The following is a 23,945-nucleotide window of genomic DNA, read 5'->3' as shown; positions in this document are numbered from 1 at the left end:
TTCCTACCCTAGGTTCGCCCGGTGAAGTCGGGAAGAGGTCGGGCTTCGCGGGTCTTCAAGTCCCCCTGGCTTTCGAAACTTCGAACGCTACCCGCAGCTCAGGCGGAACCCGGTGAAGTCGGCCGTGAAGGCCGCGCTGACCAGGTCCACAGCGTGGATTCCGGCCATCGCGCCCGTGAACCGGAGCTTGGATCCGTGGTCGTCGGAGAGGCGGGTGAAGTCCAGTTCCGGGCCGACGGGTGTCCGTACGCCGTCGGCGCCCAGGGACCAGAAACGAGCCACCCCATCCTCCACGGTCACGCCGAGCGTGAAGGCGCTTTCCGTGTGGACGTCGACCACGGCCACCTGCCGGGTGCCGCCCTCGTCCCGCTCCACCAGGCTGAGCACGGTCCGTCCGCCGCCGCCTTGCCACTGCTGGCCGCGCTGCTCCTCGCCCTCGGGCTCCGCCCAGGTCAGGTCGAGGGCCAGATAGGACTCGGTGTTGTACCAGAGCACCAGACCGGCGGCCTGGGTGAACGTGGTCGGCCGGGCCTCCACGGTGACCTCGGCCTCCGCCCGGTGCTCGGTGATCCGCTGGGCCAGCAGGCTGTGCGCCCACCACGACTCGGGCCCGTGCCGCCCACGCAGCCGGATCCAGCCAGGCCGGGCGGCGGCGTCCACCCAGGAGGGATCGGGCGCGGCCCGCAGAGTGCTCCAGGGCCAGCCCAACGGACCACCCGAGAGCGCGGGTTGCCTGGACGACCGCGGGTGGGTTGGTACGGCGGTCTGGACTGCCGGGTGCGGTTGCGGCGGGGTGCCGGGCTGAGTCTGGGGTCCGGGGTGTATTGGTGTGCCGGGGTGGGGCTGCGGTCGTGGGTGTGTTGGTGGGGCGGCGTCGATTGCCGGACGTGGTTGGGCTGGTGTGGCGATCTGGGCCGGGGGCCGCGGGTGCGTCGGTACGGCGGTCCGGATTGCCGGTGCGCCGGTCTGAGCCGGCGGCCCCAGGGACGTCCGTGTGCTGATCCGGACCTCTGGGCCCGGATGGGCCGGGGCGGCGGTCTCGTTCTCTGGCCCTGGGGGCGCCGGGGCAGCGGCCTCGCCCTCCACCCGTGGGTGGGTCGATACGTCGACCTCGATCGAAGGATGCGGACCCCCGTGCCGCAGCCTCGGCCAGCCCTCTGTGTCCCAGGTCAGCGCCTGGATGGCCGTCTCGCGGCCGAGTGGGCAGCGTGGGCCGTTCGGCGTGTTCAGGGGGCGGGCCGTGAGGTGACTCAGTACCCAGCTTCCGTCGGGAAGGTGGACCAGTTCGCCGTGTCCGGCCTTCTGCAAGGGCAGCGAAGGGTCGTCCCGGGACGTCAGCAGCGGCCGGTCGTCCAGCTCGTACGGGCCGGTGATCTCCCGGCTGCGGGCCACCAGTACCCCGTGCTCGAAACCCGTGCCGCCCTCGGCGAGGACGAGGTAATACCAGCCGTCCTTGCGGACCAACTTCGGCCCCTCGACGAGCCGTTCGTGCTGGAGCAGCAGGTGCGTGTCACCGACGGGCGCCAGCGTCTGCCGGTCCAGCTCGGTCAGCACGATCCCCGCGAAGCGCCGGCCGCCGGGGCGGTGGTCGTTCTGGAGATTGAGCAGCCACAGCCGGCCCTCGTCGTCGTGGAAGAGCGCGGGGTCGAATCCATGGCTCGCGATCCGCCGCGGTGCCGTCCACGCGCCGACCGCCTCCGTCGCCGTGGAGAAAGCCGCCGTAGAGACATACGTGTCCGTGTCGAAGTACGGCGTTCCGACCGAGCGGACGATCGAATAGACCACCCAGAACCGCTCGCCGTCCCAGCTCAGGGAGGGTGCCCAGATGCCGCCCGAATCCGGGACGCCCGCGAGGGAGTCGCCCGGGACGGCGCCCTCGACATGGCCCGCGTACTCCCAGTGCGCGAGGTCGCGCGAGCGGTGCAGCGGGATCGTCGGGAACCACTCGAAGGAACTCGTCGCCACGTAGTACCAGTCGCCGACGCGGACCATCGACGGGTCGGGGGCGAAGCCGCGGATCACCGGGTTGTGCAGCAGGGTCACTTGAGGGCTCCGAGGGTGACTCCGGAACGCCAGTAGCGGCGCATCGCGACCATCATGATCGCCATCGGGACGATGGACAGCAGGGCGCCGGTGAGGACCAGACTGGTGAGGTCGACGCCGGACTCCAGACGTTTGCCGGACCAGTTGTAGAGACCGATGTTGAGCGTCCAGTTGTTCTCGCCGCGCAGCACGGTCAGCGGCAGGAAGAAGGCGTTCCAGGTGTTCACGAAGGCCAGCAGGAACACCGTCGCGCCACCCGTGGTCATCATCCGCAGCACGATGCTGAAGAAGATCCTGAGCTCTCCGGCGCCGTCGATACGAGCCGCCTCCAGGAGCTCGAAGGGGATCGTGGCCTCCGTGTACACCTTGGCGAGGTACACGCTGAACGGGTTGATCAGACAGGGGATCAGCATCGCCCAGGGCGTGTCCACCAGGCCGATCTCCGAGAACAGCAGGTACAGCGGCAGTGTGAGCAGCGCGATCGGGATCAGGAAGGAACCGACCACGCACGCGAAGACGAGGTTGCGGCCCGGGAAGTCGAAGCGCGCGAGGCCGTAACCGGTTGCCAGCGCCAGCAACGTGCCACCCAGCGAGCCGACACCGGCGTAGAGGAAGGAATTCGCCGTCCAGCGCAGGAAGATGCCGTGCTCGTAGGTGAACAGCTGATGCAGGTTGTCCCACAGATGCCAGCCGGAGAACCACAGTCCGTTGGACTGGTAGAGCCCGGTGCGGTCCTTGGTGGAGGCGACGATCAGCCACCACACAGGGAAGAGGCTGTAGACGCTCGCGAGGGACAGCCCGACGAGCAGGAACCGCTGCCCGCCGCGCGAACGGGCCGCCGGATCGGGCTCGGTGAGACGGCGGACGGGCCGGGTCTTCGTGGGTTCCTCGATGAGGGTCATCAGTCGGTCTCCTTCGAGGTGAACCGGTAGAACAGGAAGGAGGCGACGCCGAGGATCAGGGCGAGCAGCACCGAAAGGGCCGCCGCGTAGTGGTAGTTGCCGGCGTTGAACGCCTGGTTGTAGATGATCATGATCGGGGTGAAGGAGTCGCTGACCGTCTGCGGGGTGACGTTCCGGAAGAGCGCGGGCTCGTTGAAGATCTGGAGCATCTGGATGATGGAGAGCATCCCCGTCAGCACCAACGCCCCCCGCACGAACGGGATCTTGATGCTGCGGGCGATCCGCAGCTCGGAGGCCCCGTCGAGCCGCGCCGCCTCGAACAGGTCGCGGGGCACGCCCTGGAGCGCCGAGTAGATGATGACCATGTTGTAGCCGATGCCGTGCCAGGTCAGCAGGTTGCCGATGGACGGCCACACCATCGAGGGCGCGAAGAAGTTCCAGGAGAACCCGAAGATCTCGCCGAGCGGGGTGAGCGGGCCGACGTCCGGGCTGTAGAGGTTCAGCCACACGATCGCGGCGACCACACCCGGGATCATGTACGGCACCAGCAGCAGAATCCGGAACCGGCCGGCCATCCGGGAGCTGAGCGCGTCCAGGAACAGGGCGAGGACGAGACTGACCAGCAGCATGATCGGGATCTGCACGCAGGCGAACAGCACCACCCGCAGCACGGAGCCCATGAACGCCGAGTCGGTCAGCCCCTGTTGGTAGTTGTCCAGACCGGAGAACTCGTCGGTCGTGCCACCGAGCCCCAGCCCGGAGGACTGCGACCGGTACAGCGACTGGTAGACGGCGTACCCGATCGGCAGCAGGTACAGGAAGACGAAGCCGAGCTGGAAGGGCACCGTGAAGGCGGCACCCTTCCAGCGCAGGGAGCGAATCATCAGTAGCAGCCCTCAGCCTCTAGCCCTTGACGCTGATGCCGCGGGACTTCAGGTCGTCGACCGTCCACTCCTGCATGTGGGCGAGGAGCTGGGTCACCGTCTGCTCCTTGCTGACCACCTTGGCCCAGCCGGCCTGCATCTCGGTGAACATCGCGGTCCAGTTCGGCCCGAAGGTCCAGTCGGTGGTGACGGTCTTCAGGCTGTCCTTCACGACCTGCTGCCCCGCCTGGTAGTTGGAGCCGAGCAGCTTCTCCGAGACTGCCTCGGGCACGTACGAGTCACTGTCGGCCAGCGCCGGCATCACGCCGTTGCCGGTCTCCGGGTTGGCCATCGTCTTGACCGCGCCGGTGTTGGTGGACATCCACAGCGCGGCCTCGGCGGCCTGCTCCTGGTTCTTGCACCCCTTGGTCACCAGCGTCACACTGCCGGTCAGGTTGGTGCCCGCCGGGGTCTTGGCGGCCTCCCCGGTGAACGTCGGCCAGGGCGACAGCCCCCAGTCCCCGAAGGACTTGGTGAAGTTCTGCACCATGCCGGCCATCTGCCACGTCGAGATCTGCCGGGTGGCGGTCCCGCCGTTGTCGTAGTTGCGCTGCACGGCGGCATAGTCGGCGAACGACAACTTGCTGTTGAGGTCGTTGTCGATGATCTCCTGGATCACCTTGGCGGCCTTCAGCGTGCCCGCGTCCTGGAAGTCCACCTTCCAGGAGTTGCCGTCGATGGAGTACCAGTGCGCCCCGGCCTGCATGGCCAGCACCTCGAGCGTGCTCGGGTCCTCACCGGCGTAGTTGGTGATCTTGATGCCGTGCTTCTTCAGCTCCTTGCCCGCGGCGATGAACTCGTCCCAGGTCGTCGGGGCCTTGATGCCGTACTTCTTGAAGATGTCGGTGCGGTAGATGGTGAAGTTCGGCGACGAACTGGTCGGCACGCCGTACGACTTCCCCTGCACCTGCGCACTCGCCCACGACCCGGTGTTGAACTTGCTCTTCTCGCCCTCGACGTACTGGGAGATGTCGGCGAGCGCGCCCTGCGCGACCCAACTGGTGACGTATTCGGCGGTGTTCTGGACCAGACAGGGCGCGTTGCCCGCCTTGACCGCGTTGGTCAGCTGCTTCTGCATGGTCAGCTGGTCGGTGACCTTCGTGTACTTCAGCTGGATGTTCTTGTGCGAGGCGTTGAACGCCTTGACGACGGCGTCCTGGCCGTTGGCCCAGCCCCAGAAGGGGAGGGTGACAGGCCCCGACGACTGCGAGTCGCCGGAACCGTCCGACCCGCCGCACGCGGTGAGCAGACCTGACAACGCGAGTCCCGCAACGGCGACGCGGGCGAACCTTCTCCGGGGGCTGCTGAAGTTCATCTGACCGTGTTCCTTCGGGAAGTAGGGCGTCTCGGAGAGGAGAGAGGGGGATCGGCGGCTCGGTGTCGGCCGGAAACGGCGGCCGGAAGTTTCCTCGGCTCGCGGTTGCGGGGGGTCGGCCCAGCAGAAGCTGTAGTAACCGGTTGCTGGGACGGTAGGCCGACGGTCCTGCGGTTAGCAAGAGGTAGACGGCAATTTGTTACGCCGGTTTGTCCGTGGGGTTAGGCCCGTGCGCGCGTCCCGCGACCGCAGAGGCCTGACGTACTACCAGTTCAGAGGCCTGTGGACGCAACGAACGCAAGCCCCGGCGGTCCGCCGGGACGGCCCGACCAGGCCCTGATGATCTATGGAAACCGTTTACGAAACGATCTCTTTCTTCCGTTGCTAGACGGGTTGTGCGGGCGGTCGTACGGAGTGCCGAACGACGACATGGGTGCCCAGCACCAGATGGTCCCCGTCGGCCCCCTTGCGTCGCGCCCCGCCCCCCTCACGCCGGTCGGCGACGGCCCGCAGGGCGACCCGTCCCATCTCCTCGTAGGGCACGTGGACGGTGGTGAGCTGCGGGGTGAGCTGCGAGGCGAGCGGGATGTCGTCGTACCCGACGATCGACACGTCCTCGGGCACCCGCAGCCCGGCCGCGCGCAAGGCCTGCATGGCACCGGCGGCGACGACATCGGTCCCGGCGAGGACGGCGGTGAAGTCGAGTCCGTCGCGCAGACATTCCTCGACGGCCGCGTACCCGTGCTCGTAGTCGTAGGGGCCGTGCCGCACCATGGTGGCCGCGAACGGCACGCCGTACGCCTCGAAGGCGCGCCGGGCCCCCTTCAACCGCCCCTGGGCGGTGGTGAGTTCGGCATGGCCCGGCAGTACGAGCACCTTGCGGTGCCCGGCCGACAGCAGATGGCTGGCCATGGCGTAGGCGCCGCCCTCGTTGTCGTAGTCGACGGTCGTGGCCGGCACGGCACCTTCCAGCGGGGGCCGTCCCACGAGCACGAGATGCGACCCGGCGGCGTCCAGGGAACGGGCGAATCGGGCCATGCGCAGCTGGTACTCGTCGTAGTCGTAGGCGCCGCCGAGCAGCACCACGGCCGCGACCCCCTGCTGGCGCATGAGGTTGACGAGGGCGAGCTCGCGCTCGGGATCGTCCCCGGTGGTCCCCACGAGGGAGAGCCAGCCGCGCAGTGTGGCGGCGCCTTCAACTCCCTTGGCCACATGGGCGAACGCGGCACCGGTGATGTTGTTGATGAGGATCGCGACGGTCGGTGTGCCGCCCCCGGCGAGCGACCGGGCGTGCGCGTTGGTGACGTAGTCCAGGTCGCGCACGACCTTCATCACCTTGCGGCGCAGGTCCTCGGAGACCGGATAGTTCCCGGACAGCACCCGCGACACACTGGCCACGGACACCCCGGCCCGCTCGGCCACGTCCCGGATGGTGGCCCGTCCGACGTCCCCGGACGCCTTGCGCTGACTCACCCTTGCGGCTCCCTTAACGGTAGTGGCCCGGACCCAGGGTCCGGAAACCGTATCCCATTGTTACTCCAGCACGATCCCGACGGCGCAAGCCACCGGCGGGCGGCAAGTGCCCACCAACGTGGCCTGCACCCCGGACACCGGCCGTGAGGGAGCCGGAGGGGGCGCGTCGGTGTCGAGAGGCCATGGGGGCACCTCCCGCTCGAGCGAAGTCGAGAGTGGGGGAGCGCGGAGGCGCGCAGCGCCGAGCACGATCGGCCTCTCGACACCGACTGAGGCGCCCCCGTAGGCGACCGAACCAAGGTGGTGCGGGCAAGTGCAGTGACCCGGGAGCAGGTGAGACAGCCGGGGTGACTGAAGTGACCCGGGAGCAGGTAATCCGGCCGGCGTGACTGCAGCGACCCGGGCCCACCTCAAGCCACCCGAGCCATATCCGCATACCGCACCTCATGCTCCAACCCCACCCCGGCCCCCACCCGTTCCAGCTCCTCCACCACGATCCGCCCCAGCCGCTCCAGCTCGTTCCCGAGCGACCCGGCGATGTGCGGTGTGAGAAACACGTTGGGCAGCCGGTACAGCGGCGACTCCGCGGGCAGCGGCTCGGGCTCCGTGACGTCGAGCACCGCGCGCAGCCGCCCGGAGACCAACTCGTCGGTGAGCGCGTCGGGATCGACCAGTGCTCCCCGGGAGGTGTTGATGAGCACACCTCCGTCCCGGATCAACCCGAGCCGGGCTCTGTCGAGCATCCGATAGGTGTCCGGAATGTCGGGCGCATGCAGGGAAACGATGTCGCTGTGCCGCAACAGGTCGTCCAGCGACAGGAGTTCGGCCCCCAGCGCGGCGGCCTCCGCGGGACTCACGTACGGGTCGTGCAACAGGACCGTGAAGTCGAACGGCCGTAGCAGCTCCAGCAACCGCCGCCCCACCCGGGACGCCCCGATGACCCCCACCCGCCGCCCCACGTTTCCCATGCCCGCGGTCTCGGCGGGCGGCGGATACGCATGGGTGGCCCGGAACCGCTCCCGGTGTTCGAACGCGTCCTTCCCGCACAGCATGATCATCGCGAGCGTGTACTCCGCGACCGGCAGCGCGTTGCCGGTGACCGCGCTGGAGACGGTGATTCCGCGTTCCCACACGGCGTCGCCGACGAGGGAGCGGACGGAGCCCGCAGCGTGCAGGACGGTCCGCAGCCGGGGCGCGGCGGTGAGGACGCCGGTGTCGAGACGGGGGCAGCCCCAGCCGGTGATCAGCACGTCGGCCCGGGCCAGGGCGTCCGCCGCGGCGGGGTCGGTGAAGTCCTGGACGACGAGCGCGGGGTCGAGGCCGGCGGCCTCGCTCAGCCGGGTCATCAGGGGTGGGGGGAAGAGCAGGGGGAGGTGCACGGGATCCATCGCGAACACGGCCCTGGGTGGCTGAGGGCTGGGCATGTCACTCCTGACGCACTGAGTGGAAACAGTTTCTGAAAACGTCTTCTACGGCAGATCTACCGTAGGTCCGGCCTCCAAGGGTGGTCAATCGCTGAAGAGAGCTGGATGACAACCGGTTTCTCCCGCGAGACCGTGTCGGCGAGGTTACACAGTCTTTTCGAAAGTTCGTCAAGCCTCTTGACGCCGTTTCCAGCCAGGGCCGAAGCTCTGCCCCAACGCGGCAACCGGTTGTCTACCAGCCGCCGCGTCCCATGAACGGACAGATCAGGAGGTGGTGCGCCGTGCGCCCACATGCCGGTGCCGCGGTGAGCCGCCGCCGTTTTCTCTCCCTTTCCGCGGGCGGTGCCGTGGTGGGGGCGGCAGCGCTGAGCGGCTGTGCGATGCGGGTGTCGAGCGCGGTCGGCGGCTCCGGCGAGACCGTCACGGTCATGGCCAAGGCCGACGACATCTCCCCGGAGCTGATCAAGCAGGCCCAGACGGACATCGGCGTCAAGATCAACACGGTGCTGTACAGCACCAGCAAGCTGATCGCGATGATGACCAACGGCAACCCGCCCGACCTGGTGCGCGGTGTCGGCGCCGTGGACGCCCCGTACTACGCGGCCCGGGGCGTGATGGAGGACCTGGACCCGTACTTCGCGAAGAGCAGCGTCCTCAGGCCGGCCGACCTGGACCCGGTCAACGACCTGTGGCGCTACGACGGCCGTACCCAGGGCAAAGGCCCGCGCTACGGCATGGCGAAGGACTTCTCCCAGGACTCGATGTTCTGGTACAACACCGCCCTGTTCGACCAGGCGGACGTCGACTACCCGCCCGAGCTGGACCCGGTCACCTACGAGGAGTGGCTGGACAAAGCGAAACGGCTCACCCGCCGCAAGAACGGCCAGACCACCGTGTTCGGCGGCAGCTACAACGGCGTGCTCACGCCCAACCTCCTGGCGACCCTCACCGTGGCCGCCGGCGGAAACCTCTTCACCGACGACTACTCCCGGGTCGACTTCACCACCCCCGAGGCCCGCAAGGCGCTCGGCTGGTACATCGACTACTGCCGGACCAAGGTCGGACCCAGCATCATCCAGCCCGACCCCAACGCCTGGGACGGACCCACCTTCCAGGCGAACCGGCTCGCCATGTCGAACTCGGGCTACTGGCTCGGCGGCCTGATCAACGCGGACAAGAAGCTCGCGCCGCTCTCCCGGCTCGCTCCCGCGCCGTACTTCGAGGGCGGCCGACGGGTCAGTCCCTGCCAGGCCGGCACCGGCTTCTGGATCCCGAGCACGTCGCACCACAAGGACGCCGCCTGGCGGGTCTTCGAGTGGTTCTTCGGTGAGGCACCGGCCAAGGCGCGCGCCTCCGGCGGCTGGGGCATCCCGACCCTGAAGTCGCTGCGCCCACTGATGCCCACTCAGGAGGACTACCAGAAACGGGTGTTGACGGTGCAGGAGGCCGAGCTGAAGCACTACTCGGTGATCGCCTTCACGCCGTACGCCACCGCGGACTCGCTCCTCGCCCTCTTCAACCAGATCGCCCCGGCCGCCATGAACGGCGCCATCTCCGTCGACACCCTCGCGGGGCGCCTGAACTCGGCCATGAACGCTCAGCTCAAGCGCGGTAAGGAGCAGGTGGGATGACGGTCGATCAGATCCCCTCGGTCACGGACCGGCGCGGTTCCGCCCCGGCGGCGGGGCCGGCCAACTCCCGGTCGCACACCTCCATCGCCACCCGCAGGCACCGGGCGTTCTACATGTTCGCCTCGCCGTGGATCATCGGCTTCGCGCTGCTGACCATCGCGCCGATGGCGTACGCGCTGTGGCTGAGCTTCACCACCTTCGACGGCATCTCGCCCCACTGGCACTACGTCGGATTCGGCAACTACCGCGAGCTGTTCTCCGACTCGCAGACCTGGCAGTCGCTGGGCCGCACGGGCCTGTTCGCGATCACCTCGGTGCCCCTGTCGATCGTCGCCGGACTCGGGCTCGCCGTACTGGTGAACCGGCCGCTCAAGGCACGTGGGCTGTTCCGCACCTTGCTCTATCTGCCGGCGGTGGTGCCTCCGGTGGGCGCGGGCATCGCGTTCAAGCAGCTCTTCGACCAGAACTCCGGTGCCGCCAACGGTGTGCTGAACCTCTTCGGCATCGACGCCCTCGGCTGGCTCGCCGACCCCTACGCCCGCTACGTACTGATCATGACGGTGCTCTGGACCGCCGGAAACATCATGATCATCTCGCTGGCCGGGCTCCAGGACATCCCCCGAGAGCTCCTCGAAGCGGCCCGTATCGACGGCGCGAGCGCCTGGCGGAGCTTTTGCAGCATCACGGTGCCGCTGCTGTCGCCGGTGCTGCTCTTCCAGACCGTGACCGGGGTCATCGCCTCGGTGCAGACCATCATGCCGCTGCTGCTGGCCCCCGACCCGACCCCGGCCGGCATCACCGCGCTCCCGCAGTCCAACTACCTCTACATGATGCACGTGTTCGCGGAGTACTTCGCGTTCGGCCGCTACGGTTACGCCTCCGCGCTGCTGTGGGTGCTCTTCGTCCTGATCCTCGTCGCGACCGGACTGATCTTCAAGGCCACGTCCGGCGTGGTGTTCTACAACGTCGACCCGGAGGCGAAGAAGTGACCGCCACCAGCCTCACCCCGAAGCGCGGCCCGCGCCTGCGCGTCAACCGCCTCGTCCTGTACACGGTCCTCGTCGCGATCACCGGTCTGTTCCTCGGCCCCTTCGGCTGGCTGGTCATCTCCGGCCTCAAGACCCCGGCCGAGCTGGCGGCCTCGCCGGTGCACTGGCTGCCCGACCATGTGCAGTGGCACAACATCGCCGACGCCTTCAACCTCATCGACTTCCTGGGATACGCCCGCAACTCCCTGATCATCGCGCTCATCTACGCCACCCTCGTGACGCTCAGCTCCGCCTGGGTCGGCTTCGGCTTCGCCCGCCTCGAAGCCCCCGGCAAAAAGACCCTGTTCGGCATCCTGCTCGGCTCGATGATGCTGCCCCAGATGATCACCCTGCTGCCGACCTACCTGATCTTCGCCAAGCTCGGCATGGTCGACACATACTGGCCGTGGGTGCTGTGGGGTCTGTCCTCCGCCCCCTATCTGGTCTTCCTCTTCCGGCAGTTCTTCGCGGGGCTGCCCCGGGAACTGGAGGAGGCCGCGATCGTCGACGGCTGCGGCTACTCGGCCATCTTCTGGCGGATCTTCCTCCCGCAGTCCTGGCCGGTCCTCTCCGCGAGCTTCGTGATCGCCTTCACCTGGACCTGGGGCGACTACATCGCCCCGCAGCTCCTGCTGTCCACGGACCGCACCACCCTCGCGGTCGCCGTCATGTCCACCTACGTCACCTCGGCCGGCACCCCTGTCACCAACCTCCAGGCCGCGGCCTCGGTGATGTACGTCGTGCCGATCCTGCTGATCTTCCTCGTCGCCCAGCGCGGTTTCGTCGCCGGCATGTCGACGACCGGCCTCAAGTAGTCGTCCCCGTACCCCTGTTCGCAAGGAGTTCCGAATGAACACGCCGTTGTCCCGCCGTACGGCTCTCCAGGCGGCCGGCGCCACCGTGCTCGCCGCCGGCCTCACCCACCTGACGGCCACTGCGGCCCGGGCCGACGACACCGCCGCCGTCACGCCGGAGTTGGTCACCTACCCCCGCCCGTCCGCCATGCCGACCAACACCAGCTTCAAGGTGCGGGTCCGTACCGCCCCCGACGGCGAGTGGCAGACCCTCGACATCTGGCGGCCCCAGCTGGGCGAGATCAACCCCACCACCGGGTCCAGCAAGACCTACAACTCCTCGCTGGCGTACTTCGACTTCCAGGGCTCCGTCGAGGTCGAGGTCACCTACCTCAAGGGCGGCACCGCCAAGGTCCGGGTGCGGCCGGACTCCTACGGCATCAAGCCCGAGGTGCTCGGTGACACCCTGCGCTTCACGCTCGACCAGCCGCGCAACCTCGTCGTCCAGATCAACGACGACATCTTCGACTGTCTCCACCTGTTCGCCCGCGCGATCGAGAAGAACAAGCCCGCGCAGGACGACCCGGACGTCCTCTACTACGGCCCCGGCGTCCACACCACCGCCGACGGCACCCTGCTCGTCCCCTCCGGCAAGACCGTGTACCTCGACGGCGGCGCCGTCCTCAAGGCGACCGTGATCTTCCGGAACGTGGAGCACGCCGGGATCGCCGGCCGGGGCGTGCTCGCCGGGACCGCGGGCGGCGGGGCCCTGGTGGAGAGTTCGCGGAACATCTCCATCGGCGCCGTCACCGTGCTCAACCCGAACGGCTACGCCGTCCAGCTGGGCGAGGCCACCGGCGTCACCATCAAGGGTCTCGGCTCCTTCAGCTCCAAGGGCTGGGGCGACGGCATCGACGTCTTCTGCTCCAGCAACGTCGTCATCGACGGCGTCTTCATGCGCAACTCCGACGACTGCATCGCCATCTACACCCACCGCTGGGACTACTACGGCGACACCACCGACGTCACCGTCCGCAACTCCACGCTCTGGGCGGACGTCGCCCACCCCATCAACGTCGGCACCCACGGCAACACCGACAACCCCGAGACGCTGAAGAACCTGCGCTTCAAGAACCTCGACATCCTCGACCACCGCGAACCGCAGATGAACTACCAGGGCTGCATCGCCCTCAACCCCGGCGACTCCAACCTGATCAAGAACGTCCGCATCGAGGACGTGCGGATCGAGGACTTCCGCTGGGGCCAGGTCATCTACATGAAGGTCATGTACAACACGAAGTACAACACCTCGGTCGGCCGCGGCATCGAGAACGTCTACGTCAAGAACCTCAGCTACACGGGCACGAACGCCAAGCCGTCGCTCTTCCTCGGCTACGACGCCCACCACGCCATCAAGGACGTCACCTTCGAGAACCTGGTGATCAACGGCCTTGTCGTCGCCGACTCGATGAAGAAGCCGAGCTGGTACTACACCACGGACACGATCCAGTGGTTCTCCAACGAGCACGTCACGAACCTCAGGTTCATCACCACCGCCGAGGCCGAGGCGGCCGCCGCGTCATGAGCACCGTGCCCCAGAGAACCATCGCTCCGAGCCGCCGGGGCTTCCTCGGCGGCACGGCCGCCCTGCTGCTGGTGGCGGGCGCGAGCGGACTGCTCGCGCCCGGCACCGCCCGGGCCGCGGACCAGAAAGCCGGCAGCCGCGCCTTCACACACCCGGGCCTGCTGCACAGCGCCGACGACCTCGCCCGTATGAAAGCCGCGGTCGCCGCCAAGCAGTCCCCGGTCTACGACGGCTACCTGGCGTTCGCCGCCCACGCGCGCTCCAAGTCGACGTACCCGATCCAGAACACCGGCCAGATCACCTCCTGGGGCCGCGGCCCCACCAACTTCCAGAACCAGGCCGTCGCCGACTCGGCCGCCGCCTACCAGAACGCCCTCATGTGGGCGGTCACGGGCAACCGCGCCAACGCCGACAAGGCCCGCGACCTCCTCAACGCCTGGTCGGCCTCCCTCACGATGATCACGGGCGCCGACGGCCCGCTCGGTGCCGGACTCCAGGCCTTCAAGTTCGTCAACGCGGCCGAACTCCTGCGCCACACCGGCTACGACGGCTGGGCGGAGACGGACATCGCCCGCTGCGAGCGGTCCTTCCTGGACGTCTGGTATCCGGCCGTCTCCGGCTACATGCTCTACGCCAACGGCAACTGGGACCTGACGGCCCTGCAGACCATCCTGGCCATCGGCGTGTTCTGCGAGGAGCCCACTCTCTTCGAGGACGCCCTGCGCTTCGCCGCGGCCGGCGCCGGCAACGGCTCCATCGCCCACCGCGTCGTCACCGACGCGGGCCAGGGCCAGGAGGCCGGCCGCGACCAGGGCCACGAACAGCTCGCGGTCGGCCTGACCGGGGACATCGCCCAGGTCGCCTGGAACCAGGGCGTCGACCTGTGGGGCTACGACGACCACCGGATCCTCGCCAACTTCGAGTACGCGGCCCGCTACAACCTGGGCGGCGACGTCCCCTTCACCCCCGACCTCGACCGCACCGGCAAGTACATCAAGACGACCGTCTCCGCGATCGGCCGCGGCACCCTGCCCCCGGTCTACGAGATGGCCTACGCCCACTACGCCGGTGTCCGCGGCCTCGACACCCCGAACACCAAGGCGGCCGTCTTCCGCGGCACCGGCGGCACCCGGGTCGTCGAGGGCAGCAACGACGACCTGCCGAGCTGGGGGACCTTCGCCTACGCGGGAACCACGGCACCCGCGCAGACCGTGCCGGCCGCGCCCGCGGGGGTCACGGCGGCGGGCGACCGCACCCACGTCACCGTGAACTGGCTGCCGTCCACCTGGGCGACCGGTTACACCGTCCTTCGCGCCACGCGCCCCGAAGGGCCGTACGAGAAGCTCGCCACCGGCATCGACAAGCCGACGTACACCGACGACCGGGTGCGCGCGGGACGGACGTACCACTACACGGTCGCCGCCGCCAACTCCCAGGGGCAGAGCGGTGATTCGGCCCCCGCCTCCGTCACCGCCGGTCTCCCCGAGCCCTGGTCGACCCAGGACATCGGTGAGGTCGCGATTCCCGGTTCGGCCGTCTTCGACGGTGAGCGGTTCGTGCTCGAGGCGAGCGGTACCGCCGACACCCACCGGCTCGTCCATCTGCCGCTGCGCGGCGACGGCTCGGTCACCGCGCGGATCGTGTGGCCGCTGAGCTCGCAGTACTCCAAGATCGGCGTCAGCCTCCGGGACTCCCTCGACGCGGACGCGGCCCACGCTGCCATGGTGATCCAGGGGCTGCCGCTGCACACCTGGAGCGGGGTGTGGACCGTACGGCCCGCCCGGGGAGCGGATGTCTCCGCGACCGGCAGCACACCGGTCCCGCCCTCGCAGCAGACGGCGATCACCACGAGCGCCTCTTTCCCGATCTCCGGTCTCGGTGCCCTGCCCGAGTCGGCGACCCCGCTGGAGGCCCCGTACGTCGAGGGCGCGGGCGACGGTTACCGGCTGCGCACGCCCTACTGGGTGCGGGTGACCCGCAAGGGCCGCCGCTGCACCGGGGCGATCTCCCCGGACGGCATCCGCTGGGCCGAAGTCGGCGCCACCGAGGTGGAGTTGGGCCGCACCGCGTACGCGGGCCTGCTCCTCACGTCCTGCCTCGGAGTCGACGCGGACTACGCCGAGACCGGCACCGGCGCCTTCGACAACGTCACCGTGGTCTCCGCCTCGGCCGGCGAGGTCTGGTCCGTTCCCGAGCCCGCCCGCAGGGCAGGGGACCTGAGGGCGACGACCGGAGCCGACGCCGTCGAGCTGGCCTGGACGGACCCGGACCTCTCCGCCCGCTACAAGGTCCTGCGCGCCACGGACTCCGACGGCCCGTACGTCACCCTCGCGACCGGCGTCGGCCCGGTCGGCTCCGGCACCCGCATCCGGTACGCGGACGCCACCGGCACGCCGGGAACGGCGTACCACTACGCCGTCGCGAAAACGAACACAGCCGGGCGCGGCCCGCTCTCGGAACCCTCCTCCGCGGTGATGCCGACCCCCTCCCTGCCTGAACTCACCTCCGCGACCAAGGCGTTCACGAACAAGGGGGTCCCTTTCCGGCACGTGCTGCGGGCCTCCCACGAGCCCGTACGGTTCACCGCCACCGGTCTCCCCGACGGCCTCCGCGTCGACAGGCGCACCGGCCTGATCCACGGAACCCCGCGCGAGACGGGCCAGTTCACCGTCACCACCACCGCCGGGAACGCGGCGGGCGACGGCACCGGAACCCTCACCCTCACCGTCGGCACACCCCCGCCCGCCCCCTGGACGTACGGCGACCTCGGGGACGTGGTCCTCGACGACCGCGCCTTCGGGACGCTGGGCGTGGCCGCGATCCTCACCCCCGGCAGCACCGCCCACGAGGACGGGACCTTCGTGGTGCGGGGCGCGGGCGTGGACCTGACCGTCAACAACCAGGGGATGACAGGTCAGTTCGTACGGCGGCCCGTCACCGGTGACTGCGAGGTCACCGCCCGGCTGCTCTCCCGCACCGGAGTCACCGCCGATCGCGTCGGGCTGTTGATGGCGAAGTCGCTGTCACCGTTCGACCAGGCGGCCGGAGTGATCGTCACCGGCGGTACCACCGCCCAGCTGATGCTCCGCAAAACCGTCGCCGGCGCCTCCGCCTTCTCCGGCGGCGGCGCCGTCCAACTCCCCTCACTGCTGCGGCTGAAGCGCACCGGGACCCTCTTCACCGCATCCGTCTCCGGCGACGACGGCGTCACCTGGACCGACCTCGCCTCCGGCGAGATCCCCGGCTTCGGAGACGCCCCCTTCCACGTCGGCCCGGTGGCCTGCTCCCGCAGTCCGCTGGCCCTCGTCACCTCCGAGTTCGACGAGGTGAGCATCACTCCCATCTGATTCCCCCCACGGAACGGAGATGCACCGCATGAGCCGCACTTCCCCCCACCGGCACCTCCCGCACACCGAGTTGAGCCGCCGCGGTCTCTTGAGGACCGCGGGCGGTCTCGGCGCCGCCCTCGCACTGGGCGGCGGCGCCCTCGCCACGAGCATGGCCACCACGGCCGACGCGGCACCCTCGACCTGGACCCACCCCGGCATGCTGCACAACGCCGGCGACATCAACCGGGCCAAGGTCAGGGTCGCCGCGGGCACCGACCCCTGGCTGTCCGGCTGGAACAAACTGGTCGCCAACTCCCACTCCCAGTCCACCTGGACCAACCGGGCCACCGCGACCATCATCCGCGGCGGCACCGGCGAGAACTACTCCCTGCTCTTCAACGACATCGCGGCCGCCTACCAGAACGCGCTGCGCTGGCAGGTCGGCGGCACCGAGGCCAACGCCGTCTGCGCCGCGAACATCCTCAACGCCTGGTCCAGGACGCTCACTTCGGTCACCGGCAACGCGGACCGGTTCCTCGCGGCCGGCATCTACGGCTGGCAGTTCGCCAACGCCTGCGAACTCATGCGCGGCTACAGCGGCTTCGACCTCGCCGCCGCCCAGGACATGCTCGCCAAGGTCTTCTACCCGCTCAACAACAGCTTCCTGACCAACCACAACGACGCCTGCATCACCAACTACTGGGCCAACTGGGACCTGTGCAACATGGCCTCCGTCCTGGCCATCGGCATCCTCAACGAGGACAGCGCCAAGTACGACCAGGCCGTCACCTACTTCAAGTCCGGCGCCGGCAACGGCTCGATCGCCCACGCGGTGCCGTACCTGTACACCGACTCCGCCGGCTACGCGCTGGGTCAGTGGCAGGAGTCCGGACGCGATCAGGGGCACACCGTCATGGGCATGGGCCAGATGGGTGCCCTCTGCGAGATGGCCTGGAACCAGGGCGACGACCTCTACTCGTACGACAGCCGCCGCTTCATGAAGGGCGCCCAGTACGTCGCGAAGTACAACCTCGGCCAGGACGTCCCGTTCACCACCTACAACTGGGGCACCGGGCAGAGCTGCGCCGCCTCGTCCCAGACCGTGATCTCCTCCGCCTCCCGGGGCCAGATCCGCCCCGTCTGGGCGATGCTCCACTTCCACTACAACCGGCGCCTGGGCCTGGACGACAAGTACATCTCGCAGATGTACTACGACCTCGTCGCCCCCGAGGGCGGAGGCGGCGACTACGGCACCACCAGCGGCGGCTTCGACCAGCTGGGCTTCGGCACCCTCATGTACGCCAAGTAGCCGCCGAACCGCGCTCTGCACCGGAATATCGAGCCGAAATGTGGTGCTCTGTTGTTCACGGTGCAGAAGCGCGGTGAGGAGGCTGGTGGACATATGACAGCAGTCCAGACAGACCCCGTGGTCAGCACGCCGTACGGAGCCGTACGGGGGCGGTACGACCACGGGGTCGCGGTCTTTCGGGGCATCCCCTACGCGGCCCCGCCCTTCGGCCCCCGCCGCTTCCGGCCGCCCGTGCCGCCCGAGCCCTGGGACGGTGTCCGCGAGGCGGCAGACTTCGGGCCGACGGCGCCGAAACCGCCGTACTCCGACGCCTTCGCGCAGTACCTGTCCGACCCTTTCGTGCCCGGTGACGACTGCCTCAACCTCAACGTGTGGACGCCGGAGCCGGGCCAGGGGGCCCGGCTCCCGGTGCTGGTGTGGCTGCACGGCGGAGCCCTGACCAGGGGATCCTCCGCGGTGCCCGTGTACGACGGGCACGCCTTCGCCCGGGACGGCGTCGTGTTCGTCTCGGTCAACTACCGGCTCGGCGTGGAGGGCTACGGCCTCTTCCCGGACGCCCCCGCCAACCCCGGCCTGCGCGACCAGCTCGCCGCCCTGCGCTGGGTGCACGAGTCGATCGGGGCCTTCGGCGGCGACCCCGGCCGTATCACCGTGGCGGGGCAGTCGGCCGGTGCGATCAGCATCGGCGCCCTGCTGGCCGCCCCGCAGGCCCAGGGTCTGTTCCGGCGCGCGGTGCTGCAGAGCGGACCGCCCGAGGCGAGCGATCGCGACAAGGTACGGCGGATGGTGCGCCGGATGGCCACCCGGCTGAAGATCCCCGCCACCGCCGCGGCCTTCGCCGAGGTCGACCGCGAGCTGCTGCTGCGCACCCAGGCCGAGGTGGGCCGCCTGAGCAGCCCGGTCCTGGGCGGCCCCGCCTTCGGGATCGTGGTCGACGACGACCTCGTGCCGCGTGATCCGCTGGAGGCGCTGGTCGAGGGCTCGGCGGCGCGCGGGGTCGAGCTGATGCTGGGCTGGACCAGCGACGAGTACCGCCTGTGGCTCGTCCCCGGCGGCCTCCTGGAGCGTGTCGACCGGCTCGGCCCTGTCGCCCTCGCGGGTGCCATGGCCCGCTGCCACTGCGGTTCCGAGGTGGTCCGCGGCTACCGCGCGCTGCATCCCGACGCCGGTACCGCCGACATCGTCGGCCAGATGGTCACCGACCACCTGCTGCGCATCCCCCTGCACCGCCTCGCCGAGGCCCGCCCGGGTTCGTCGTACGTCTACGAGTTCGCCTGGCCCTCCAACCGCCCGGACCTCGGTGCCTGCCACGCCCTCGAACTGGGCTTCGTCTTCGACACCGGCGCCGCTCCCGAGTCCGCCAAGCTCGCCGGCGAGGGCGCCCCGACCGAGCTCGCCGACGCCATGCACGGGGCGTGGGTGCGCTTCGCCACCGACGGCGACCCCGGCTGGCGGCCCTGGGACGCCGGCCACCCCGTCCAGATCTTCGGCAAGGGCGATCCGTACGTGGAGTCCGGCCCTCGGGACGACGATTTCGCGGTGTGGACGGCGGACACGACCACCCCGGAGACGGCCCCCGTGAAGGAACCGGCGGAGGGCTGGCCGGCGCGGACCGCGGAGCTCCGGTCGGTCGTACGGCGGCTGCGGCGCACCGGACTGGCGCGGCGGCACTGAGCGCGGCCGCCGACGGGGACGTGTCTCAGGTGCCGGTCGCCGTGACCGAGTCCCGGACCACCACGTGGGTGCCCAGCAGGAGGTGCTCGGCGGGGTCCTCCGCCGTACGGCCGAGCGCGGTGCGTACGGCGAGGCGGCCCAGTTCCTCGTAGGGGACGTGGACGGTGGTGAGCGCCGGGTGCAGGTCGCGGGCGAAGGGGATGTCGTCGTAGCCGGCCAGGGAGACGTCACCGGGGACGTCGAGGCCGGCCTCGTGGAGGGCCGTCAGGGCGCCCGCCGCGACCATGTCCGTCGCGGCGACCACGGCCGTGAACTCCAGTCCCTCCTTCAGCGCCCGGCGCATCAGACGGTGACCGGAGTCGCGGGTGAAGTCGCCGTTCAGGACCAGCGCGGGATCGGGCTCCAGGCCGCGCCCGCGGTGGGCGGCGAGATAGCCGCGCTCACGGCCCTGCGCGGTGGTGTGGTCCGCCTTGCCGCCGAGGAACAGGACCCGCCGGTGGCCCTGGGACAGGACATGTGCGACGAGTGCGTAGGCGCCGCCCTCGTTGTCGTACTCGATGACCGTGACCGGGGCCCCGGGGCCGAGCGGCGGCCGTCCGCACAACACCAGTCGGGAGCCGGCGGAGGAGAGCGAGTCGGCCATCCGGCGGGTGCGCTCGCGGTACTCGGCGGTGTCGGCGGCGCCGCCCACCAGGATCACGGCGGCGGCGCGCTGGGCCCGCATCATCTCCACGAACTCCAGTTCGTGCTCGACGTCGCCCTCCGTGCTGCACACCAGGCACAGATGGCCGAGCCGGTTCGCCTCGCGTTCCACGCCGTGGGCCATCAGGGCGAACGAGGGGCCGGTGATGTCCTCGAGCACGAACGCGAGCGTGGGGGTGCCGACGCCCGCGATCGCCTTCGCGCGCGCGTCGGCGACGTAGTCCATCTCGTGCACGGCCCGCATCACGCGCGTGCGTGTCGCCGCGCTCACCGGATACACCCCGCCGAGCACCCGCGACACGGTCGACGCGGACACCCCGGCCCGCGCGGCGACATCCCGGATCGTGCTCCGGCTCGCGTCCTCACTCTTCCTGGTCATCCCTGCCTCTCCCCCTGGGAACAGCGGCAACACCGACGGAAACCGGTTCCCGAGCGGAGGCTAGCAGGGGGAGGGGAGCGGGGTTAAGGGGCGGGCGCGCAGCGCCCTCAAGGGGCGCGGGGAACTGCGCGAGCAACCACAACGAACGCAGCAGCCGCAAGACGACAGAACCCCGAAGGCGAGAAGGCGCACCGCTCCCGCTAACGCAGCGCCCCCGAGATCCCCGAGATCGCCCCCGGCCCCACCCGGCAGCACCCTCCGATCATCCGCGCCCCCGACTCCCGCCACCCCGTGACTTCCTCCGGCGTGAACGAGGACCGTCCCTCCCAGCGGCGCGCCTCCGCGTTCCAGGACTCGCCGCTGTTGGGGTAGACCACGACCGGCTTGCCGGTGACCCGCGCGGCCGTCTCGATGGCGTGGTCCACGTCCTCCGGGACGCAGCAGTTGACGCCGACCGCGATGACCTCGTCCACGTCGGCGGCCAGGGCGAACGCCTCCTCCAGGGGCTGGCCGGCCCGGGTGCGGTCGCCGGCGACGGAGTAGGAGAGCCAGGCCGGGACACCGAGACCACGGACCGCGCGCAGCAGCGCCTGCGCCTCGTCGCTGTCGGGGACCGTCTCCAGGGCCAGGACGTCGGGCCCGGCCGCCGCGAGCACCTCGAGCCGGGGCCGGTGGAAGGCCTCCAGCTCGGCCACGCTCAGGCCGTAGCGGCCCCGGTACTCCGAACCGTCCGCGAGCATCGCGCCGTACGGCCCGACCGAGGCGGCCACGTACAGCGGCCGCCGGACCCCCTTCGCCCATGCCTGCCGCGTCGCCTCGCGCGCCAGCTCGACGCTGAGGGCAAGCAGTTCCGCCGCCCGCTCGCGCTCGATCCCGCGCTTGGCGAACCCCTCGAAGGTGGCCTGGTAGCTGGACGTGATCGCCACGTCCGCGCCCGCCTCGTAGTAGGCGAGATGCGCCTCGGTGATCGCCTCGGGCCGCTCCGCGAGCAGCCGTGCCGACCACAGCTCGTCGCTCAGATCGTGCCCGGCGGACTCCAGTTGGTTGGACATCCCGCCGTCGAGGACGACAGGGCCCGCCGCGAGGGTGTCGGCGAGGGGGCGGGAGAGGGCGTCGGGGACTTCCGGGGTGTCGCTGGTCATGCCTCGACGCTAGCCGAAGGGACGGGGGAGGGCCGCAGCCGTCCGGTACGCGAACAGCGGGACCGGCATGTGGGCCTGCTGAAGGGCGCCGCGGAGCCCCGGCGTCGCTCAGTGCGCCGCGTGCCGTCCGCCCTCACGTCGCTTGACTCGCCTGCGCACGGTCGGCGGGACCACCAGCCCGCCGAGCAGTCCCAGCGCCAGGATGTACGGCCACCAGCCCAGCCCCTCCGTCTCCGCTCCCGTCGTGCGAGGTGACGCTGCCGGAGCCTTCGACGCGGTATCGGCACGGACGCCCGGTGAGGCGCTCGCCGTGACCGCGGTCAGTGCGACGTCGTTGCCGTCGCCGCCCCGATAGGTGATCCGGTACGTCGTGTCGGCGAGCTTGAGCCGCGTGCCCTCCTTCAGGCCCTTGAAGGCGCCCGTGGTCTTCGACGTGCCCTTGTGGTCCAGCACGGCGATCCGGCGGGCGGGGCCGGTGCCGACTGCCGAGAAGTCGAGCTCACCGGCCAGCCGGACCGGGCCCGTCACCTTCAACGGACTGTCCCCCAGGACCAGTTCACCCTTCGCGGTCTGACTGTAGCCGCCGGAAACGGTGAGTGGGCCCGTGACCACACCCTCGTTGGTGACCGCGCCCTTCACCGCGCCCTTGCCGGAGAGCGAGGAGACCACGCGGAGGCCGGCCGTACCCGCGTCCAGCCGTGCGGCCGTCGAGGTGAGCCGGATGCCCTTGCTGCGGGCGAGAGTCGCTCCGCCCCGCAGGGCGAGCGTGCCCTTGCGGACCGTCGTCGTCCCCGTGTACGTCACCGCGGTTCCGGTCAGTGTCGTCGTCGCCCTGCCCGCCTGGGTGAGGGAGCCGCTGCCGCTGATCCGGGGCAGGGTCAGGGGCTTGGCCGTGTTGTCGAGGATCAGCGAGCCGTTGTTGACGACCTTGTAGAGACTGCCTCCGGTGTAGAGCCCGCCGTCGCCCCCCGGCCTGCCGCTGCCGAGGCGGAGCACGGCGCCCTTCTCGACGGTCGTGGAGCCGTCGTAGTACTGGACGGCCGCGAAGGTGACGTCGTTGCCCTTCGTCCCCCTGATGACGATGTCACCCGCGCCGGGCGCGGACAGGGTGTCGTGGAAGCGCCCACCGCCGATGGGGGCGCCCAGGGTCACCGGCCCGTTGTAGTCGAAGGTCAGCAGTGAACGGGAGCGCGCCGCCAGCAGGTTGATGTACACCGTCTTCGCCGTGCCCGGCATGAAGATCCTGCTGGTCGTCCCGTCTCCCCACTGGACGTTGGCGCCCTTGATGTTGGTGCCGCGCTTGTTGACGTTCTTGGTGGCCGGCGTCCAGTTCAGGGCGGGATCGCTGAGCGAGGGGTTGGTGTCGCCGCCCTGGTTCGACCAGCTGTACTGGCCGGTGAGGACCACCTTGCCGCCCGGCCGGGACTGGACGTTGATGTCGCTGCCGTACTCGCGCTGGTAGAAGTCCATCCGCTGGGTGACCGTCTGGCCCAGCGGGGTGTCCACGGTCCAGGTGCCCTGGTTGAGCACCTTGCGTACGCCCGGCAGCGAGGTCGCGTACTCGGGCCGCCCGGCGTTGGCCTGCGTGCCGTTGTCGATGACCCCGGAGAACGGGCCTGACGTCAGGTCCCAGGTGCCCCAGAGGAAGCGTGGCTGGGTGATCAGGCCGGAGCCGCTGACGGTGCCCAGGTTGTAGGCGCTCTTCAGGGACAGCCGCAGGGTGCCGTCGACCCGGATGTTGTCCTGGTTCAGCCGGAACGCCGGGGTGCCGTACGGGAAGTGGCCGATCAGGCCCGTCGTCCCTCCGTTGCCGTACTGGAGGGTCGCTCCGCGCGCGACCGTGATCGCGGGCGGGTCCGGGCGGGTCGTGGTGACGTACGGGTGGTTGCCGCCGAGTGTCCGCACGGCCTGCCGCTGCCGGGACCTGGGCAGCGTGAAGTCGCTGTCCCTGGTCAGGATCAGCGTCCCGCTGCCGCGCACGGTGAGCGTGCCCTCGCCGCGGAACACCCCGTCGTACGTCGTCGTCCCCGCGGGCACCGTGACGACGGTATCGCCGGTCAGGGTGACGTCCCGGTCCGCGAGGACGTCGGCCGTGACATCACGGGAACCGGCGGCCGACGCCGGGGGAGCGGTGACCAGGAGGGCGGCGGCCGCCAGGGCTCCGGCCGCGGCTGCTGTCTTGTGGAAATGGCTGCGCACATGACCGGAGACGGGCGAGGCGCGGGCCGATAACAGAAAAACGAAAACAGAAAGCGCCTTCTTTCGGTCTCGTCCAACCCGTTGACCTCCTGG

Annotated in this window: 16 protein-coding genes; 7 read left to right on the top strand and 9 right to left on the bottom strand. The window is 69.9% G+C overall.

The features are described 5' to 3' along the window. Window positions 1-87: 87 nt before the first annotated feature. The 6 genes from M2157_RS11885 to M2157_RS11860 form a co-directional block, all read right to left on the bottom strand. On the bottom strand, window positions 88-2,043 hold the full coding sequence (locus M2157_RS11885; protein ID WP_280865227.1) for a family 43 glycosylhydrolase: 1,956 nt from the start codon (window positions 2,041-2,043) through the stop codon (window positions 88-90). Next, on the bottom strand, window positions 2,040-2,945 hold the full coding sequence (locus M2157_RS11880) for a carbohydrate ABC transporter permease (protein WP_057611022.1): 906 nt from the start codon (window positions 2,943-2,945) through the stop codon (window positions 2,040-2,042). Before M2157_RS11880 ends, M2157_RS11885 begins: the two co-directional genes overlap by 4 nt. Continuing rightward, on the bottom strand, window positions 2,945-3,829 hold the full coding sequence (locus M2157_RS11875; protein WP_057611021.1) for a sugar ABC transporter permease: 885 nt from the start codon (window positions 3,827-3,829) through the stop codon (window positions 2,945-2,947). Before M2157_RS11875 ends, M2157_RS11880 begins: the two co-directional genes overlap by 1 nt. Window positions 3,830-3,848: 19 nt before the next feature. Beyond that, entirely contained in the window at window positions 3,849-5,183 is a 1,335-nt protein-coding gene (locus tag M2157_RS11870) for an extracellular solute-binding protein (RefSeq protein WP_280865226.1), read from the bottom strand. 384 nt (window positions 5,184-5,567) lie between these two features. After that, window positions 5,568-6,656 (bottom strand): LacI family DNA-binding transcriptional regulator, encoded by a 1,089-nt coding sequence (locus M2157_RS11865; RefSeq protein ID WP_280861793.1) that lies wholly within the window; start codon window positions 6,654-6,656, stop codon window positions 5,568-5,570. A gap of 410 nt (window positions 6,657-7,066) precedes the next feature. Further along, a complete protein-coding gene (locus M2157_RS11860; protein ID WP_280861792.1) occupies window positions 7,067-8,080 on the bottom strand; it encodes a hydroxyacid dehydrogenase in 1,014 nt (337 codons plus the stop codon). Between the two features lie 281 nt (window positions 8,081-8,361). Here M2157_RS11860 and M2157_RS11855 point away from each other — a divergent pair, with 281 nt between their 5' ends. The 7 genes from M2157_RS11855 to M2157_RS11825 all read left to right on the top strand — a co-directional run bounded on the left by M2157_RS11855 (window position 8,362) and on the right by M2157_RS11825 (window position 19,430). Continuing rightward, window positions 8,362-9,711 carry an extracellular solute-binding protein gene (locus M2157_RS11855; protein WP_280861791.1) on the top strand — a complete coding sequence of 450 codons (1,350 nt, stop codon included), beginning with the start codon at window positions 8,362-8,364 and terminating at the stop codon, window positions 9,709-9,711. Next, on the top strand, window positions 9,708-10,700 hold the full coding sequence (locus M2157_RS11850) for a sugar ABC transporter permease (protein WP_280861790.1): 993 nt from the start codon (window positions 9,708-9,710) through the stop codon (window positions 10,698-10,700). The genes M2157_RS11855 and M2157_RS11850 overlap by 4 nt, the downstream gene beginning before the upstream one ends. Then, window positions 10,697-11,554 (top strand): carbohydrate ABC transporter permease, encoded by an 858-nt coding sequence (locus tag M2157_RS11845; protein ID WP_266509609.1) that lies wholly within the window; start codon window positions 10,697-10,699, stop codon window positions 11,552-11,554. Before M2157_RS11850 ends, M2157_RS11845 begins: the two co-directional genes overlap by 4 nt. 34 nt (window positions 11,555-11,588) lie before the next feature. Beyond that, on the top strand, window positions 11,589-13,118 hold the full coding sequence (locus M2157_RS11840; protein ID WP_280861789.1) for a glycosyl hydrolase family 28 protein: 1,530 nt from the start codon (window positions 11,589-11,591) through the stop codon (window positions 13,116-13,118). A 5-nt stretch (window positions 13,119-13,123) separates the two neighbouring features. Further along, window positions 13,124-16,465 (top strand): alginate lyase family protein, encoded by a 3,342-nt coding sequence (locus M2157_RS11835; protein ID WP_280865225.1) that lies wholly within the window; start codon window positions 13,124-13,126, stop codon window positions 16,463-16,465. A 28-nt stretch (window positions 16,466-16,493) separates the two neighbouring features. Continuing rightward, entirely contained in the window at window positions 16,494-17,756 is a 1,263-nt protein-coding gene (locus M2157_RS11830) for an alginate lyase family protein (protein WP_280865224.1), read from the top strand. A 93-nt stretch (window positions 17,757-17,849) separates the two neighbouring features. Then, entirely contained in the window at window positions 17,850-19,430 is a 1,581-nt protein-coding gene (locus tag M2157_RS11825; RefSeq protein ID WP_280861786.1) for a carboxylesterase family protein, read from the top strand. Window positions 19,431-19,455: 25 nt separating this feature from the next. Here the strand turns inward: M2157_RS11825 and M2157_RS11820 are convergent, their stop codons facing one another. The 3 genes from M2157_RS11820 to M2157_RS11810 form a co-directional block, all read right to left on the bottom strand. Further along, window positions 19,456-20,511, bottom strand: coding sequence for a LacI family DNA-binding transcriptional regulator (locus tag M2157_RS11820; RefSeq protein WP_280865223.1), 1,056 nt, complete (start codon window positions 20,509-20,511; stop codon window positions 19,456-19,458). Window positions 20,512-20,711: 200 nt separating this feature from the next. Beyond that, on the bottom strand, window positions 20,712-21,653 hold the full coding sequence (gene mmuM / locus M2157_RS11815) for a homocysteine S-methyltransferase (RefSeq protein WP_280861784.1): 942 nt from the start codon (window positions 21,651-21,653) through the stop codon (window positions 20,712-20,714). A 108-nt stretch (window positions 21,654-21,761) separates the two neighbouring features. Next, window positions 21,762-23,852 carry an autotransporter gene (locus tag M2157_RS11810; protein WP_280861783.1) on the bottom strand — a complete coding sequence of 697 codons (2,091 nt, stop codon included), beginning with the start codon at window positions 23,850-23,852 and terminating at the stop codon, window positions 21,762-21,764. Between the last annotated feature and the right edge of the window lie 93 nt (window positions 23,853-23,945).

It is taken from the genome of Streptomyces sp. SAI-127, assembly GCF_029894425.1.
Classification (GTDB): Bacteria; Actinomycetota; Actinomycetes; order Streptomycetales; family Streptomycetaceae; genus Streptomyces.
This window is presented reverse-complemented; position numbering and strand designations above follow the sequence as displayed.